The organism is Actinoplanes sp. NPDC049316 (genome assembly GCF_040677315.1).
Taxonomy (GTDB): Bacteria; Actinomycetota; Actinomycetes; order Mycobacteriales; family Micromonosporaceae; genus Actinoplanes.
Map to the genome: position 1 here is coordinate 71,231 of NZ_JBFAQM010000022.1, position 14,362 is coordinate 85,592.

13 protein-coding genes are annotated in these 14,362 nt (G+C 73.3%); 8 read left to right on the plus strand and 5 right to left on the minus strand.

Annotated elements, in window-relative coordinates; translation table 11 throughout:
- Positions 1 to 54: 54 nt before the first annotated feature.
- Entirely contained in the window at positions 55 to 1,065 is a 1,011-nt protein-coding gene (meaB, locus tag AB0K03_RS28145; RefSeq protein ID WP_364690520.1) for a methylmalonyl Co-A mutase-associated GTPase MeaB, read from the minus strand.
- Entirely contained in the window at positions 1,062 to 2,246 is a 1,185-nt protein-coding gene (locus tag AB0K03_RS28150) for an acetyl-CoA C-acetyltransferase (protein ID WP_364690523.1), read from the minus strand. The genes meaB and AB0K03_RS28150 overlap by 4 nt, the downstream gene beginning before the upstream one ends.
- A 163-nt stretch (positions 2,247 to 2,409) precedes the next feature.
- Here AB0K03_RS28150 and mce point away from each other — a divergent pair, with 163 nt between their 5' ends.
- From mce to AB0K03_RS28170, 4 genes are all read left to right on the plus strand, one after another.
- Entirely contained in the window at positions 2,410 to 2,916 is a 507-nt protein-coding gene (gene mce / locus AB0K03_RS28155; protein WP_364690526.1) for a methylmalonyl-CoA epimerase, read from the plus strand.
- Between the two features lie 531 nt (positions 2,917 to 3,447).
- On the plus strand, positions 3,448 to 4,770 hold the full coding sequence (locus AB0K03_RS28160) for a DivIVA domain-containing protein (RefSeq protein WP_364690529.1): 1,323 nt from the start codon (positions 3,448 to 3,450) through the stop codon (positions 4,768 to 4,770).
- Positions 4,771 to 5,037: 267 nt separating this feature from the next.
- On the plus strand, positions 5,038 to 6,618 hold the full coding sequence (locus tag AB0K03_RS28165; protein ID WP_364690532.1) for a Laminin subunit beta-1: 1,581 nt from the start codon (positions 5,038 to 5,040) through the stop codon (positions 6,616 to 6,618).
- A 114-nt stretch (positions 6,619 to 6,732) separates the two neighbouring features.
- Positions 6,733 to 8,130 carry an AI-2E family transporter gene (locus AB0K03_RS28170; RefSeq protein ID WP_364690535.1) on the plus strand — a complete coding sequence of 466 codons (1,398 nt, stop codon included), beginning with the start codon at positions 6,733 to 6,735 and terminating at the stop codon, positions 8,128 to 8,130.
- Between the two features lies 1 nt (position 8,131).
- On the opposite strand, the gene AB0K03_RS28175 is transcribed toward AB0K03_RS28170, so the two are convergent.
- Both AB0K03_RS28175 and AB0K03_RS28180 read right to left on the minus strand, forming a co-directional pair.
- Positions 8,132 to 8,929: an alpha/beta hydrolase gene (locus AB0K03_RS28175; protein WP_364690538.1), complete on the minus strand. Its 798-nt coding sequence runs from the start codon at positions 8,927 to 8,929 to the stop codon at positions 8,132 to 8,134.
- A 52-nt stretch (positions 8,930 to 8,981) separates the two neighbouring features.
- Complete coding sequence (locus AB0K03_RS28180) at positions 8,982 to 9,263, minus strand: hypothetical protein (protein ID WP_364690713.1); 282 nt, start codon at positions 9,261 to 9,263, stop codon at positions 8,982 to 8,984.
- 100 nt (positions 9,264 to 9,363) lie between these two features.
- Between AB0K03_RS28180 and AB0K03_RS28185 the strand changes: the two genes are divergently transcribed.
- From AB0K03_RS28185 to AB0K03_RS28195, 3 genes are read left to right on the plus strand one after another with little or no spacing between them, the layout of a single operon-like run.
- Complete coding sequence (locus AB0K03_RS28185) at positions 9,364 to 10,857, plus strand: aldehyde dehydrogenase family protein (protein ID WP_364690541.1); 1,494 nt, start codon at positions 9,364 to 9,366, stop codon at positions 10,855 to 10,857.
- Between the two features lie 22 nt (positions 10,858 to 10,879).
- Positions 10,880 to 11,518, plus strand: coding sequence for an ATP-binding cassette domain-containing protein (locus tag AB0K03_RS28190; RefSeq protein ID WP_364690544.1), 639 nt, complete (start codon positions 10,880 to 10,882; stop codon positions 11,516 to 11,518).
- Positions 11,515 to 13,017: a DUF6297 family protein gene (locus AB0K03_RS28195; protein WP_364690547.1), complete on the plus strand. Its 1,503-nt coding sequence runs from the start codon at positions 11,515 to 11,517 to the stop codon at positions 13,015 to 13,017. The genes AB0K03_RS28190 and AB0K03_RS28195 overlap by 4 nt, the downstream gene beginning before the upstream one ends.
- Here the strand turns inward: AB0K03_RS28195 and nucS are convergent.
- On the minus strand, positions 13,014 to 13,673 hold the full coding sequence (gene nucS / locus AB0K03_RS28200) for an endonuclease NucS (protein WP_364690549.1): 660 nt from the start codon (positions 13,671 to 13,673) through the stop codon (positions 13,014 to 13,016). The two genes, AB0K03_RS28195 and nucS, sit on opposite strands and share 4 nt — an antisense overlap.
- Before the next feature lie 59 nt (positions 13,674 to 13,732).
- Here nucS and AB0K03_RS28205 point away from each other — a divergent pair, with 59 nt between their 5' ends.
- Complete coding sequence (locus tag AB0K03_RS28205; protein ID WP_364690552.1) at positions 13,733 to 14,359, plus strand: DUF4126 domain-containing protein; 627 nt, start codon at positions 13,733 to 13,735, stop codon at positions 14,357 to 14,359.
- Positions 14,360 to 14,362 lie beyond the last annotated feature (3 nt).

Sequence of the window (14,362 nt, forward strand, 5' to 3'; positions counted from 1 at the left end):
CGGCGGCCGGCCTGAGCCTCCTGCCTGTGAATCGCCTATGTGTTCGTCGTGACCTCAGTGACGCCCACCGAGCTCGGACAGCAGGGCGGCGGCGGCCGCGTACGGATCCAGCGCGCCGTCCGCCACCTGCGCGGCCAGCTTGCTGAGCGCCGTACCGTCGCGGAGGTTTCCCATGCGGGCCCGCAGCGTGCCGAGCGCGATCGCCTCGACCTCGACGGCGGCCCGCTTCTCATGCACGGCCCGCAGCGTGCCGGACTTCTCCAGCCACGCGCGGTGCTTCTCGATGGCCGCCACCACGTCGTCGATGCCCTCGCCCCGGACCGCGGTCGCCCGCACCACCTGCGGCCGCCAGTCACCGGGACCGCGCTCACCGAGGCTCAGCATCCCCTGGATGTCGCGGTACGTGGCGTCCGCGCCCGGGCGGTCCGCCTTGTTGACCACGAAGACGTCGGCGATCTCCAGGATGCCCGCCTTCACGGCCTGGATGGCGTCGCCCATCCCTGGCGCGAGCAGCACCAGCGTGGTGTCGGCCAGCGAGGCGATCTCCACCTCGGCCTGGCCGACGCCGACCGTCTCCACCAGCACCACGTCGCACCCCGCGCCCTCCAGGACGCGGACCGCCTGCGGCGTGGCGGCGGCGAGCCCGCCGAGCTGACCCCGGCTGGACATCGACCGGATGTAGACGCCGGGGTCGGTGGTGTGCTCCTGCATGCGTACGCGGTCGCCGAGGATCGCGCCGCCGGTGAACGGGCTGGACGGGTCGACGGCCAGCACCCCCACCCGGCGCCCGGACGCGCGCAGGGCGCGGACCAGCTCGTTGGTGGTGGTCGACTTGCCGACCCCGGGCGAGCCGGTCAGCCCCACGACCTGGGCCCGGCCGGCGTACGGCGCGAACGCGGCGGCGACCTCGGCAAGCTTCGGGTCGCCGTCCTCGACCATGCTGATCAGGCGCGCGACGGACCTCGGATCGCCCTCGCGCGCCCGCGCGACCAGCGTCGGCACGTCCCGCCGCCCGGCCCCTCGAGGCGCTGCGGCATCCGCGGGACCGCCGGCGCCGGCGCTCATGCCGCCGGAACCTTGATGATCAGAGCGTCGCCCTGGCCGCCGCCACCGCACAGGCCGGCCGCGCCCGTGCCGCCGCCGCGGCGCTTGAGCTCCAGCGCGAGGGTCAGCACCAGCCGGGCGCCGGACATGCCGATCGGGTGACCGAGCGCGATCGCGCCGCCGTTCACGTTGACGATGTCCTCGTTGACCTTCAGCTCGCGCATCGAGTGGATGACGACCTGCGCGAACGCCTCGTTCATCTCGATCAGGTCGAGGTCGGCGACGGTCAGGCCCTCCTTCGCCAGCGCGTGCTTGATCGCGTTGGCGGGCTGGGCCTGCAGCGAGCTGTCCGGCCCGGCGACGTTGCCGTGCGCGCCGATCTCCGCCAGCCAGGTCAGCCCGAGCTCCTCGGCCTTCGCCCTGCTCATCACCACGACGGCCGCGGCGCCGTCGGAGATCGGCGAGGCGCTGCCCGCGGTGATGGTGCCGTCCTTGGCGAACGCCGGCCGCAGCTTGCCCAGCGACTCGGCGGTGGCGTCGGGGCGTACGCCCTCGTCGGTGTCGATCACCTCGTCCACCCCGCGCAGCCCGGCCTTGACCGGGACGATCTCGTCGGCGAAGTGCCCGTTGCGCTGCGCGGCTGCGGCCCGCTGGTGGCTGAGCGCGGCGAACGCGTCCTGCTCGGCGCGGGAGATGCCGAGGTCCTTGCCGCTGCGCTCGGTCGACTCACCCATCGAGATGCCGTCCCACGGGTCCATCAGACCGTCGTACGCGGTGTGGTCCCGCACCAGGATGTCGCCGTACTTCTTGCCCTGCCGCTGCCCGAGCATCAGGTGCGGCGCGTTGGTCATCGACTCCATGCCGCCGGCCACGACGATGTCGAACTCGCCCGCACGGATCAGCTGGTCGGCCAGCGCGATCGCGTCCAGCCCGGAGAGGCACACCTTGTTGACCGTCACCGCCGGCGTGGTCATCGGGATGCCGGCCGCGACCGCGGCCTGCCGCGCGGTGATCTGCCCGGCGCCCGCCTGGAGCACCTGACCCATGATCACGTACTGGACCTGCTCCGGCCGGACCCCGCCGCGCTCGAGCGCCGCGGCGATCGCATGACCGCCGAGGGCGGTGGCCGGAACGTTCTTGAGGTTGCCGAGAAGACGCCCCATCGGGGTACGGGCGCCGCTGACGATCACCGAACTGGTCACGGGAGCTTCGCTTTCGGGTGGCTGCGACGGGTGGCTTCGCGCCGCCGGGGCCTCTCGGACCGGCGGCTTTCCGGTTGGCTGGGGTCCCACCGGCAAGGACGCGGCCACGCCCTCGTGGGGACCGGCCGCGACGCCTGAACGATGGTTAGGTCAGACTAGCCGGATGACCGTTACGTCACCCAGCGGGGACGAGAGCGAGAATGTCACACTCTCCGACGTGGAATCCCTGCCGCCTGTCGGCCTGCTGCGTGTCGATCACGTCGGCATCGCCGTCGCCGACCTCGACGACGCCATCGCCTTCTACGAGCGGACCTTCGGCATGCGCTGCGTGCACGAGGAGGCGAACGAGGAACAAGGCGTCCGCGAAGCCATGATCGCCGCCGGCCCCGACGGCGCCGGCGCCCGCATCCAGCTGCTCGCGCCGCTGCGGCCCGACTCGGCGATCGCCAAGTTCCTCGACCGCAACGGGCCGGGGCTGCAGCAGCTGGCGTACACCGTGCGCGACGTCGAAGCGGCGTCCGCGGCACTGCGCGCCCGCGGTCTGCGCCTGCTCTACGACGAGCCCCGGCGCGGTACGGCGGGGTCGCGGATCAACTTCGTCCATCCCAAGGACGCCGGCGGGGTGCTGGTCGAGCTCGTGGAACCGGCCCGCCCGCCCCACCCGGCCTGACCGACCCGCCGGGCCCCGCCGACCCGCCCGGCCCGACCAACCCGCGACCTGACCGGCCCGACCGACCCGCGACCTGACCGGCCCGACCGACCCGCGACCTGACCGGCCCGACCCGGCTTGACAGACCCCCGGCCGAGCCGGTCGGCATGCCCTCTTCGGCGACGCAACAGCCGGTCGACGCAGTCACTGCGCCGATGGCGGCCCGCTCGGACTTGCGCCGCGCTACCCGGGTCGGCCGTGTCGCTTGCCTGTTTCGTACGCCTTGCGGGTGAATGATCCCCACGCAGCGGTCGCGGACTGGCAGGATCGAGACCATCGAGGAGCGCCGCACGCCCCCGATATGAGACGATCTTCCGCACCTCGGCTGCACAGCAGGTAGCGGCGTGGCGACGCTGCGCGGGCAGACCCCTAGGGGGTGCCACCCGAACGGCCGACGGGGCCTCGGCAGCCAGGTCGAAGGTGATCTTAGGGCGGAATACCCGGCCCGTACGCTCTTGCGTAGCCCCCTGGGGGGTCTGCCAGTATGTCGCAATGCCCCAGCAGCAGGATGCCAATCTCGCGTTCTTCGAAACCGCAAACTCGCAGCACGACTTCACTGTTGTCCTGCGTGGATACGACCGCGGGCAGGTGGATGCCCACCTCGGCCGGCTGGTCGCCGCCCTGAATCAGTCCGAGCAGGCCCGCGGCGAGGCCGAGCAGCGGATGAACGACGCGCAGCGCCGCCTGCGGCAGGCCGAGCAGCGTCTGAACGCCCTCGAGCAGAAGCTTGCCGACAGCAACAAGCTGCTCGAGGAGAACAATCGGCCGACCCTGTCCGGGCTGGGCACCCGGGTGGAGCAGATCCTGCGGCTGGCCGAGGAGCAGGCGAACGACCACCGTAGCGAGGCCAAGCGGGAGTCCGAGGGCATCCTCTCCGCGGCGCGGCTCGAGGCGCGTGAGATCACGGACAAGGCTCGTGCCGAGGCGGCCGCCATGAAGGCGACCGCGGAGCGCGAGGCGGGGCAGGTCCGGACGCACGCCGAGCGCGAGGCCGCCGAGGCCCGGGTGCAGGCCCGCCGCGAGGCCGACACGCTGCGCTCCGACGCCGACCGCGAGACAAAGCAGCTGCGTACGGTCACCGCGCACGAGGTCGCCGAGCTGAAGTCGACCGTGGAGCGGGAGGTGGCCTCGCTGCGGGCCACCGCCGAGCGCGAGATCACCCAGCTGCGCGCCAAGGCGGCCCGCGAGGCCGAGGAGAAGCGCGCCGAGGCGACCAAGATGCTGACCGACGCTCGCGACAAGCGCGACAAGGACCTGCAGGCCCTCGCGCTGGAGATCGCCGAGCGCCGGGAGAAGGCGGAGCGCGAGGAAGCCGAGCGGCACGCCGCCCAGGTCAGCGCCACGCAGAAGATGGTCTCCGAGGCCGAGGAGCGCGCCCGCGCCGCCGAGGACCGCGCGAAGGAGATCGAGCAGCGCGCCGAGAGCCGCCGCGTCGAGTCCGAGCGACACGCGGTCGAGACCGTCGAGAAGGCACGCGCCCACGCGGACAAGACCGTTTCCGAGGCGCGCAGCGAGGCGCAGCGCCTGCTGAGCGAGGCGCGGACGGAGGCCGAGCTCACCACCCAGGCGGCCCGCCGCGAGGTCGAGGACCTCACCCGGCAGAAGGACGCGGTCACCAACCAGCTCGGCCAGATGCTCTCCGGTCTGTCCGGGTTGGTGCCCACGGTCGGCGGCGCCGCGGCCAAGGCGGCCGAGACGGTGCAGGCCCAGGCGGCGAAGAACGCCGAGGCCACCACGCCGGACGCCCCGGCGCAGCGGGCCCCCGAGGGTGGCACGGACGCCGACAAGCCGGAGGTTGCGGCCAAGTCCAGCTGAGTTCTTCACCACTCGGTCCCCGGTTGCGCCACCCCGGGCGGTGCGCGACGGTTAAAGGACCGGGCCGGCTGTGCGAAGACGTGTGTGCGGGCCGTACCGGAACACCTCCGGTACGGCCCGCTGGTTTTCCCCGCGTAGCCTGAGCACGGACAAATGCTCCACCCGGTTCCGGACGGGTGGGCGGAAACCGCGACCAGACGCACAGTCCCGGCCGAGCCGGTGTGTATCGGCCCGTCATGGGACGAGGCGTATGTGAGGATGGACAGCATGTCGCACGGCGGTGAAATCTTCGGTCTCGGTGGGGAGACGCCACCGGAGCCCAGCTTCGAGACCGCCCTGCGGGGTTACGAGAAGAAACAGGTCGAGCGCTACGTCGCCCGCGCGGAGACCGAGATCGCCACGCTGATCAGCGAGCGCGACAGCGCCCAGCTGCAGAACCAGGCGATGATGGGCCAGATCGACCGGCTTCAGCAGGAGCTGGCGCAGGCCCGGCGCAACCCCGGCGTCGGCGCCGAGGTGTCCTTCCGCCACCTCGGCCCCAAGGTCGAGGAGATCCTCGCCAAGGCCGAGGAAGTCGCCGCGGACATCAAGAATTCCGCCACCGACGACATCGCCGCCCGCCTCGCCGAGGCCGAGCGCATCCGCGCCGAGGCCGAAGCGCATGCGCACAACGGGATCCGCGACTTCGAGATCGCCCTCGCCGCCCGCCGCGCCGAGGAGGAGAAGGCCGACGCCGGCCGCCGCGCCGCCGCCGAGAAGGCCGTCGCCGCCACCCGCCAGGCCGCCGAGCAGATGCGCGCCGAGGCCGAGGCGATCCTCTCCCGCGCCCGCGCCGAGGCCCAGCAGCTCAGCGATCGCACCACACAGGACACCCAGCGCGTCCGCTCCGAGGCCGACGGGTACGCGAAGTCCACCCGCGTCCAGGCCGACCAGGAGATCAAGGCGCTGCGCGACAAGGCCCAGCAGGACATCGCCCAGCTGCGCGCCGAGGCCGACCGGCAGCACAAGGAGGTCAAGGCCACCGTCGAGCGCGAGGTGAACGAGCGCCGTCAGGAGCTCGTCCAGGAGCTCGGCCAGATGCGCGCGGCGGTCGAGAAGCAGTGCGCCGACCTGCGCAGCGAGGCCGACAAGTACGCCGAGGAGGTCCTGCGCCGCTCCGACGAGCAGGCCACCGCGGTCCGCAAGGAGATCGCCGCCCAGCAGGAGAAGACGGCGGCGGCCGCCCGCGACCTCGAGGCGGCGCAGGCCAAGGTCGCCGCGGCGGAGAAGAAGCTCGCCGAGGCCGAGGAGCGCGCCCGCTCCGCCGAGCGCGAGGCCGACCGCGTCCAGCAGCGCCTGGCCGAGGTGCAACGCGAGCTCGAAGCCGAGCTGGAGCACGTGGCCGAGGCCAAGCGCGCGGGCGAGGCCGCGGAGCGCCGCGCCACCGAGGTGCGCCGCCAGGTGCAGAAGGAAGCCAAGCGCGTCGCCGAGCTGGCCGCAGCGGCCGTTCTCGCGGCGGCGGCCTCCTCCGACGACGACAACGACGGCGCGGACACCGCGTCCCCGGCGACTCCAGGCCCCGCACCGGCGGCCGCGACCTCGTCCTCCGGCAACGCGGCGGCGGGAACGGCGACGGCCGGGAACGCGGCCACCGGGAACGCGGCCACCGGGAGCGCGGGCGCCGCGGCGCCGGCCACCGGGACCGCCGCGGTGGCCCCGCAGGCGGCCTCGCCGGTCACGTCGGCCGGTCAGTCGCAGGACAAGGCGGCGGGCCCGGGCACCACGCAGGCCGCCACCCCCGCCAAGGTCACCGCCTCCGCCAAGGTGACCGCCCGGCCGAGCTCCACCAGCCGCGTCGGCGCCGACTGACCAGCGGACACGCCGCCCGGCGGGTGGCGGGCCGTGCGGCCCGGCCGATACATTGCCCGCCGGGATGTCCGGTCGCCGCGCGGGTGACCTCCCCGAGCGCGAGTGGAGGTTGCGGTGACGGCTGACGAACCCCGTCCCGGCGAGGTTCCGGCGACGCCGCCCGCGACGCCCGCCGAGGACGGGACCCGCGCTCCGGCCACGGACGCACCGCGCGCCGCCGCCCCGACCACAGACCCGGCCCCCCGGCCGCTCACCGACGACACCCACACGCCGAAGAGCGGCCCCGGAACGCCCGCACCGGACAGCGGCCCCGGAACGCCCGCACCGAAGAACGCCTCCGGGACGCCGACCCCGGACAATGGTGCCGGAACGCCCGCGCCGGACGGCGGCCCCGGAACGCCCGCGCCGGACGGCGGCCCCGGGACGCACGCACCGGACGATGCGGCGGCGAGCTTCGTCAGCGGGGATTTCGGGACGCCGGGGCCGCCGTTGAACCGGCGCAACCCGTTCCTCGTCGGCCTGCTGGGCGGGCTCGGGGTGCTGGTCGCGTACGGGATCTTCCTGGGCCTGCGGAACGCCGCCTCGATCCTCGTCCTGATCTTCGTCGCGATGTTCCTGGCGATCGGGCTGAACCCGGCGATCGTGCGGCTGCGCAGCTGGGGGCTCCCCCGCGGGCTGGCCGTCACGGTGGTGGCCCTGACCGTCGTGTTACTGCTGTGCGGGGGCGTGGTCGCGCTCATCCCGCCGCTGGTGACCCAGACCGGTGAGCTGATCGGGAATCTCCCCGACTACATCCGCAGCCTGCAGCGGAACGAGACGATCAACGACCTGATCGAGCGGTACGACATCGCGACCAAGCTGGGCAGTGCGCTCAACCCCGGTACCGTCACGAACGCGCTCGGCGGCGTGGTCGGCGGGGCCAAGCTGCTGTTCGGGACGATCTTCAACGTGCTGACCGTGCTGGTGCTGACCATCTACTTCATGGCGGCGTTCGAGCGGATCAAGGAGGCGGCGTACGGGCTGGTCCCGGCGTCGCGGCGCAGCCGGGTGCGGCTGCTGACCGACGAGATCCTGACGAAGGTCGGCGCGTACATGGTGGGTGCGCTGGCCATCGCCGTGCTGGCCGGCGTCTCGACCTGGGTGTTCGCCATGATCGTGGGGCTGGGGTACCCGTTCGCGCTGGCCGTGGTGGTGGCCGTCCTCGACCTCATCCCGCAGATCGGCGCGACGCTGGGCGCGGTGATCGTGAGTCTCGTCGGCTTCGCGGACTCCTTGCCGCACGGCATCGCGTGCGTCGTGTTCTTCGTGATCTACCAGCAGGTGGAGAACTATCTGATCTACCCGAACGTGATGCGCCGGTCGGTGAAGGTCAGCGACGTCGCCGCGGTGACCGCCGCGCTGCTCGGCGTCGGCCTCTTCGGCGTGATCGGCGCGCTGATCGCCATCCCGATGGTGGCGGCGATCCAGCTGCTCGTCCGCGAGGTGGTCAATCCCAGCATGGAGACCAGATAGATCAGTCGAGCGGCTTCGGCACGGGGACGTCCGCGAAGGCGGCGACGGTACGGTCGGCGTACGCGTTCATGTCGCCCGACTCCACCGGGCCGTCCCATTCGCGCGGCAGCGGCACCGGCACGTCCGGGGCGACCCGGCGCACGATCTCGTCGAGGACGGTCTCGGCGTCGCCGACCCACAGGTGCTTGGCGCCGGGGACGCCGACCACCTCGGCCTGCGGGATCGCCCGGAACCGTTCGACGGCCTCGGCGGGACGCAGATAGTCGTCGAACTCGGGGACGAGCGCGGTGACCGGCTTGCCGTCCGCCGCCCACGCGGCCAGGTGCTCGGGACCGCTGAACCGCAGCGGCGGCGAGAGCAGGATCGCGCCGGTGACGGCCGGGTCGAGACCGTGCATCAGCGTGAGGTCGGTGCCGAAGGACCAGCCGAGGAGCCAGATGTTCGGCAGGTCGGCGAACTCGGCGTACTCGATGGCCGCGGCCACGTCGTACTTCTCGTCCGCGGCGCCGGAGAAGGCGCCCTCGCTGGTGCCGCGCACGCTGGACGTGCCGCGGGTGTTGAACCGCAGGACCGCGACGCCGGCCAGGGCGGGCAGCCGCCAGGCGGCCTTGCGGAAGACGTGGCTGTCCATCATGCCGCCGTGGGTGGGCAGCGGGTGCAGGCAGACCAGCGTGGCGACCGGGTCGCGGCCGAGCGGGCGGGCCAGCTCACCGACCAGCCGCAGCCCGTCGGCCGTGTGCAGCTCGATGTCCTGCCGCAGGGCCGGGAGGATGGAGTTGGCGCGGATCGGTTGGCTCATTGACGTGGCCTTCAGTCGTTGTTTGGGTGGCGGGTGGGGCGGTCGGATGGCATCACCCATAGCGGGGGGCGTTGCGCGAGCGCTCCACCGCGGGGCCGCGCCGGTCACGGGCGCGCCAGCATCCGGTGTGCCAGTGCCGGCGGTCGGAGGCGTCGCCGCGCTCGTCGGCGGGCCAGGCGACGATGTGCGCGACGCCGGGGCGGATGTCCTGCAGGCAGCCCGGGCAGCGGTACGTCTTGACGGCCGCCCCGCCGAAGATCGAGCGGACCGTCCACTCGCCGTCCTGGTACTGCTGGACGCCCTCGACGCCCCGGCGTACGCGCTCGTCCGGCATGAACGAGGTCGCGTCGCGGCGGGGACGGTTTCGGCGCGGGCTCACAGATCAAGCGTACGTGTGGGGTGCGTTACGCCTGATGCGACTTAGACTCGCGTTCATGACGGCTACGCGTACTCCCGGCATGCCCGTGGTCGAGGACGGCGTCCTCATCTCGACCAGCCCTGCGACCGGCGCCGAGGCGGGGCGCGTACCCGTCTGCGACTCCGACGGCGTCGCCGCGGCGGTCGCGCGGGCCCGCACGGCCGCCGCCTGGTGGGCCGGGCTCGGCTTCGACGGGCGCCGCACCCGGCTGCTGCGGTGGCGGGCGCTGCTGGCCGAGCGGATCGAGGAGCTCGCCGCGCTCACCCACACCGAGACGGGCAAGCCGCCCTCCGACGCGATCGTGGAGGCCACCGCCGCGATCGAGCACCTGGACTGGGCCGCCCGCAACGCCAAGCGGGTGCTCGGGCCACGGCGCACGAAGATGCGGCTGCTGCTCGCCGAGCACTCCGGCCACCTGGAGTACCAGCCGTACGGGGTCGTCGGCGTCATCGGGCCGTGGAACTACCCGATCCTCACCCCGCTCGGGCCGATCTCCGGGGCGCTCGCCGCCGGCAACGCCGTCGTGCTCAAGCCCAGCGAGTACACGCCCGTGGTCGGTCAGTGGCTCGTCGACACGTTCGCCGAGGTCGTACCGGAGCAGCCGGTGCTGCAGGCGGTGCACGGTCTCGGTGACGTGGGCGCCGCGCTGTGCCGCTCCGGCGTGGGCAAGATCGCCTTCACCGGCTCCACCCCCACCGCCAAGAAGGTCATGGCCGCCTGCGCGGAGAACCTCACCCCGGTGATCATCGAGGCCGGCGGCAAGGACGCGCTGATCGTCGACGCGGACGCCGACGTGACCGCGGCGGCCGAGGCCGCCGTGTGGGGCGGCATGACCAACGCCGGGCAGACCTGCATCGGCATCGAGCGGGTGTACGCCGTGGCGCCCGTCTACGACGCGTTCGTGGAGGCCGTGGTGGCCAAGGCGGGCAAGCTCAAGCTGGGCGAGGACATCGGCCCGATGACGATGCCGGGCCAGCTGGACGTCGTCCGGCGGCACATCGACGACGCGCTGGCCTCGGGCGGCCGCGCGGTCCTGGGCGGCGCCGGTGCGGTGCAGCCGCCCAGCGTCGCGCCGACCGTGCTGGTCGACGTACCCGAGGAGTCCGCGGCGGTCCAGGAGGAGACGTTCGGTCCCACGCTGACCATCACCAAGGTCGCCGACGCCGACGAGGCCGTGCAGCGGGCCAACGCGCTGCCGTACGGCCTGGGTGGCGCGGTCTTCGGCAAGGCGAACGGGGTCCGGATCGCGCGGCGGCTGCGGGCCGGCATGGTCGCGGTGAACTCGACGTTGACCTTCGTCGGCATGGCCACGCTGCCGTTCGGCGGCGTGGGCGACTCCGGCTTCGGCCGCATCCACGGCGAGGACGGGCTGCGCGAGTTCGGCGTGCCGAAGGCGATCACCGTACGCCGGGCGCCGTCGCTGCTGCCGTCGATGACGTTCGAGCGCACGCCCGCCCAGGTCCAGCGCATCGTCAAGGCGGTGAAGCTCCTGTACGGCCGCCGCCCGTGACCGTACTTGCTAACTTCACCCGGTGGATCATTCCGCGATCGAGGTCCGCGGCCTGTCGGTGAGCTACGGCTCGACCCCCGTGCTGGTCGACGTCGACCTGACCGTGCCGACCGGCGCCGGCGTCTGCATCACCGGCGAGAACGGCATCGGCAAGTCCACCCTGCTGCGCTGCATCACCAGCCTGCAGCGGCCCGACGGCGGTGAGATCGAGGTCTTCGGCGGCCCGCCCGGGTCCACGCCGGAGTTCTGGCGGGCGGTGGCGACGACCGTGGAACCGCCCACCTGGTATCCCGGGCTGACCGCGCGCGAGCACGCCGAGCTGGTGTGCCGCGCGCACGGCCTGGACCCGCAGGACGCGGGCATCGACGAGGCGCTCGACCGGTTCGGCCTCGCCTCGCACGCGGACGCCATCCCGCCGTCGCTGTCGTCGGGGCAGAAACAGCGGCTCACGCTCGCGCTCGCGTTGCTGCGCCCGAGCCGCCTGCTGATCCTGGACGAGCCGGAGCAGCGCCTCGACCCGGAGGGCCGCGCGAGCGTGGCAGCGATGCTGGCGGCGTACCTGGAGGACGGCGGCACGGTCCTGATCGCGAGCCACGACGACGGCTTCGCCGCTGCGGCGGGCACCTCGGTGGTCGGCATGGCCGACCTGCACGCCCCATGACCGAGCGGACGGATGTCGGAGCGGTCCGGCGGTGGGTGCGCAGGACGCGGTCGGCGCATCGCGAGCGCGGCGAGACGCTCGGGAACTTCTACTTCGCCGTCCTGTTCGTGCTGATCGTCGGCGGGATGCTGCACCGGCAGCTCGCGGTGGTCTTCTGGCCGGACGCGCCGAACGCCTCGGTGCTCGCGGCGTACTCCCTGGCCACGGCCATCACCGGCGGCCTGTATCTGATGTTGCGCCGGCTCGGCCCGCTGGCGCTCAGCCGGCCGGCCGCGTCGTGGCTGCTCACCGCCCCGGTGAGCCGCCGCAGGCTGCTGCTGCCGTCGCTGTGGCTCGCGACGGCCGCCGCCGCTGCCGCGGGCGCGCTGGGGGCGTTCGCGATCGCCGGGCACGCCGCTGCGCGGCCGGTCCCGGCCGAGGTGGGCGCTCTGCTCCCGGCCGGCGGGGCGCTGCTCGGGGGTGCGCTGATGCTGACGGCCCTGGGCGCCCAGGGCGAGCGGCGGTGGTCGTCCTGGGCGGACGATGCGGCGTACGTGCTGCTGGCGGCGGGGCTGGCCGGCCTGGTCGCGGACTCGGCCCTGGCCGCGCCGCGCGCGCCCGCGGGATGGCCCGCGACGTCCGTCGTGGCCGGTGCGGCGGTCGCGCTCACGGTGGTGGTGCTCGCGTTCTTCCTGCTGGCGGTACGCGGCCTCGCCCGTACGCCCAACGACCGCATCCTCGAGGCGTCCCGCACAGCCGGAACGCTCGCCGACTCGGCGTTCGGTGTGGAACCGTCCTTCGTCACCGAGATGGTCGAGCGGCGCTACTGGGCCCGCCGCCGGCTGCGCTCCGCACGCCTGCCGGCGCGGCTTCCCGTCCTCGTCGCCCAGGACCTCCTGATGGTGCGGCGGCGGCCACGGCGGCTGGTGTGGCTGGCCGGGGGCGCGGCGCTGCCGTCGTTGCTGGCGCACGCGCCGGGCTGGGTGCTCGCCGTCGCGGTGCTGGTCGGCGGCATGGTGGCCGGCGGTGTCACGACCGCGAGCGTGCGTACCGACGCCGGCAACCCGTGGATGCTGCGCATGCTCGGGCTCAGCTCGCGTACGGCGATCCTGCACCGGCTCGTGGTCCCCGGCGTCCTGGCGGCCCTCTGGTACGCCGCCGCGCTGATCCTGCTGGCCGCCCTCGGCGACCTCCCGTCCGGCCCGTGGTGGGCCCTGGGGCTGGTCCTCGGCCCGGTGGGCGCGGTCGCCGCGGTCCGCAAGGCCCGTACGGGCTTCGTGGACAACTCGCTGCTGCCGCTGGACACGCCGATGGGCTCGATCGCGACCGGCCCCCTGCTCGCCGCGTTCGCCGGGGTGGACGTGCTGATCCTCGGCCTTCCGACGATCGTGCAGCTGGCCCAGGGCGGCGCGCTGTCCTGGACGGGAGTGCTCGTCCAGGCGGGTGTCGCCGGCTTCGGGGCGCGCGCGTACCTCAGCGGCACGACGGCGACCGACCGGGTGGAGCTCAGCGACCGCTAGAAGAGGGTGAGCTCGTTGCGCTCCGTGCCGCGCAGCTTGTCGTAGTCGACGACCACGCAGCGGATGCCGCGGTCGGTGGCCAGCACCCGGGCCTGCGGCTTGATCTCCTGCGCCGCGAACACGCCCTGCACCGGCGCGAGCAGCGGGTCGCGGTTCATCAGCTCGAGGTAGCGGGTCAGCTGCTCGACGCCGTCGATCTCGCCGCGGCGCTTGACCTCGACCGCGACCGAGCCGCCGCCGGCGTCCTTGAGGAGCAGGTCGACCGGGCCGATCGCGGTCATGAACTCGCGGCGGACCAGCGTGTGACCGTCGCCGAAGGTCTCCGGGTGGGCCGCCAGCAGCTCCTGCAGGTGCGCCTCGACGCCGTCCTTGACCAGCCCCGGGTCCACGCCGAGGTCGTACGAGGTGTCCTGGAAGATCTCCTCCAGGGTGATCCGCAGCTCCTCGCCGGCCTTGTTGATCACCTTCCACACGCCCGGGGCCTCCTGCAGCTTGCAGGGCGGGCTCATCCAGTTCAGCGGTTTGTAGGCACGGTCGTCCGCGTGGATCGAGACGGACCCGTCGGCCTTCACCATCAGCAGGCGCACGGCCGGCGGCAGGTGGGCGGAGAGGCGGCCGACATAGTCCACGGAACACTTCGCGATGACCAGACGCACCGCACGAGGGTAGCCTCCGGCTCCGGGCGGGGCGAGCGCGGCGGTGCCATGCTGAGATCGTGCTCGAAGCGCTCACCGGTAGCGGCCTGGCGGCATCCGCCGGGCTGAACGCGTACATCCCCCTGCTCACGATGGGTCTGCTGGCCCGGTTCACCGACACGATCGAGCTGCCCGGCGGGTGGCAGTGGCTCTCGAACGGGTGGGTGCTGCTCATCCTCGCCGTACTGCTGGCGGTCGAGGTCGTCGCCGACAAGGTGCCCGTGGTGGACCACGTGAACGACGTGGTGCAGACCGTGGTCCGGCCGACCGCGGGCGGCCTGGCGTTCGGCGCGGGTTCGAACTCGCAGACCGTGACGGTCTCGGACCCCGGCGCCTTCTTCGGCTCGCACCAGTGGGTGCCGGTCGCCGCGGGCGTCGTCATCGCGCTCTGCGTCCACGGGCTCAAGGCCGCGTCGCGGCCGGTGGTCAACGCCACCACGGCCGGCGTGGGCGCTCCGGTGGCCAGTACGGCCGAGGACTTCACCAGCATCGTGCTGTCGGTGCTAGCGATCCTGTTGCCGGTTCTCGTGCTCCTCGCTCTCGTGCTGCTCGTGCTCGCCGGCGGGTGGGTGTTCAGGCGACGTCGCAGGCGCAAGCGGGAAGGCCGGCGCTCGGAGGGTGTCGGTACGCCACAACTGTTTGGTTGACTC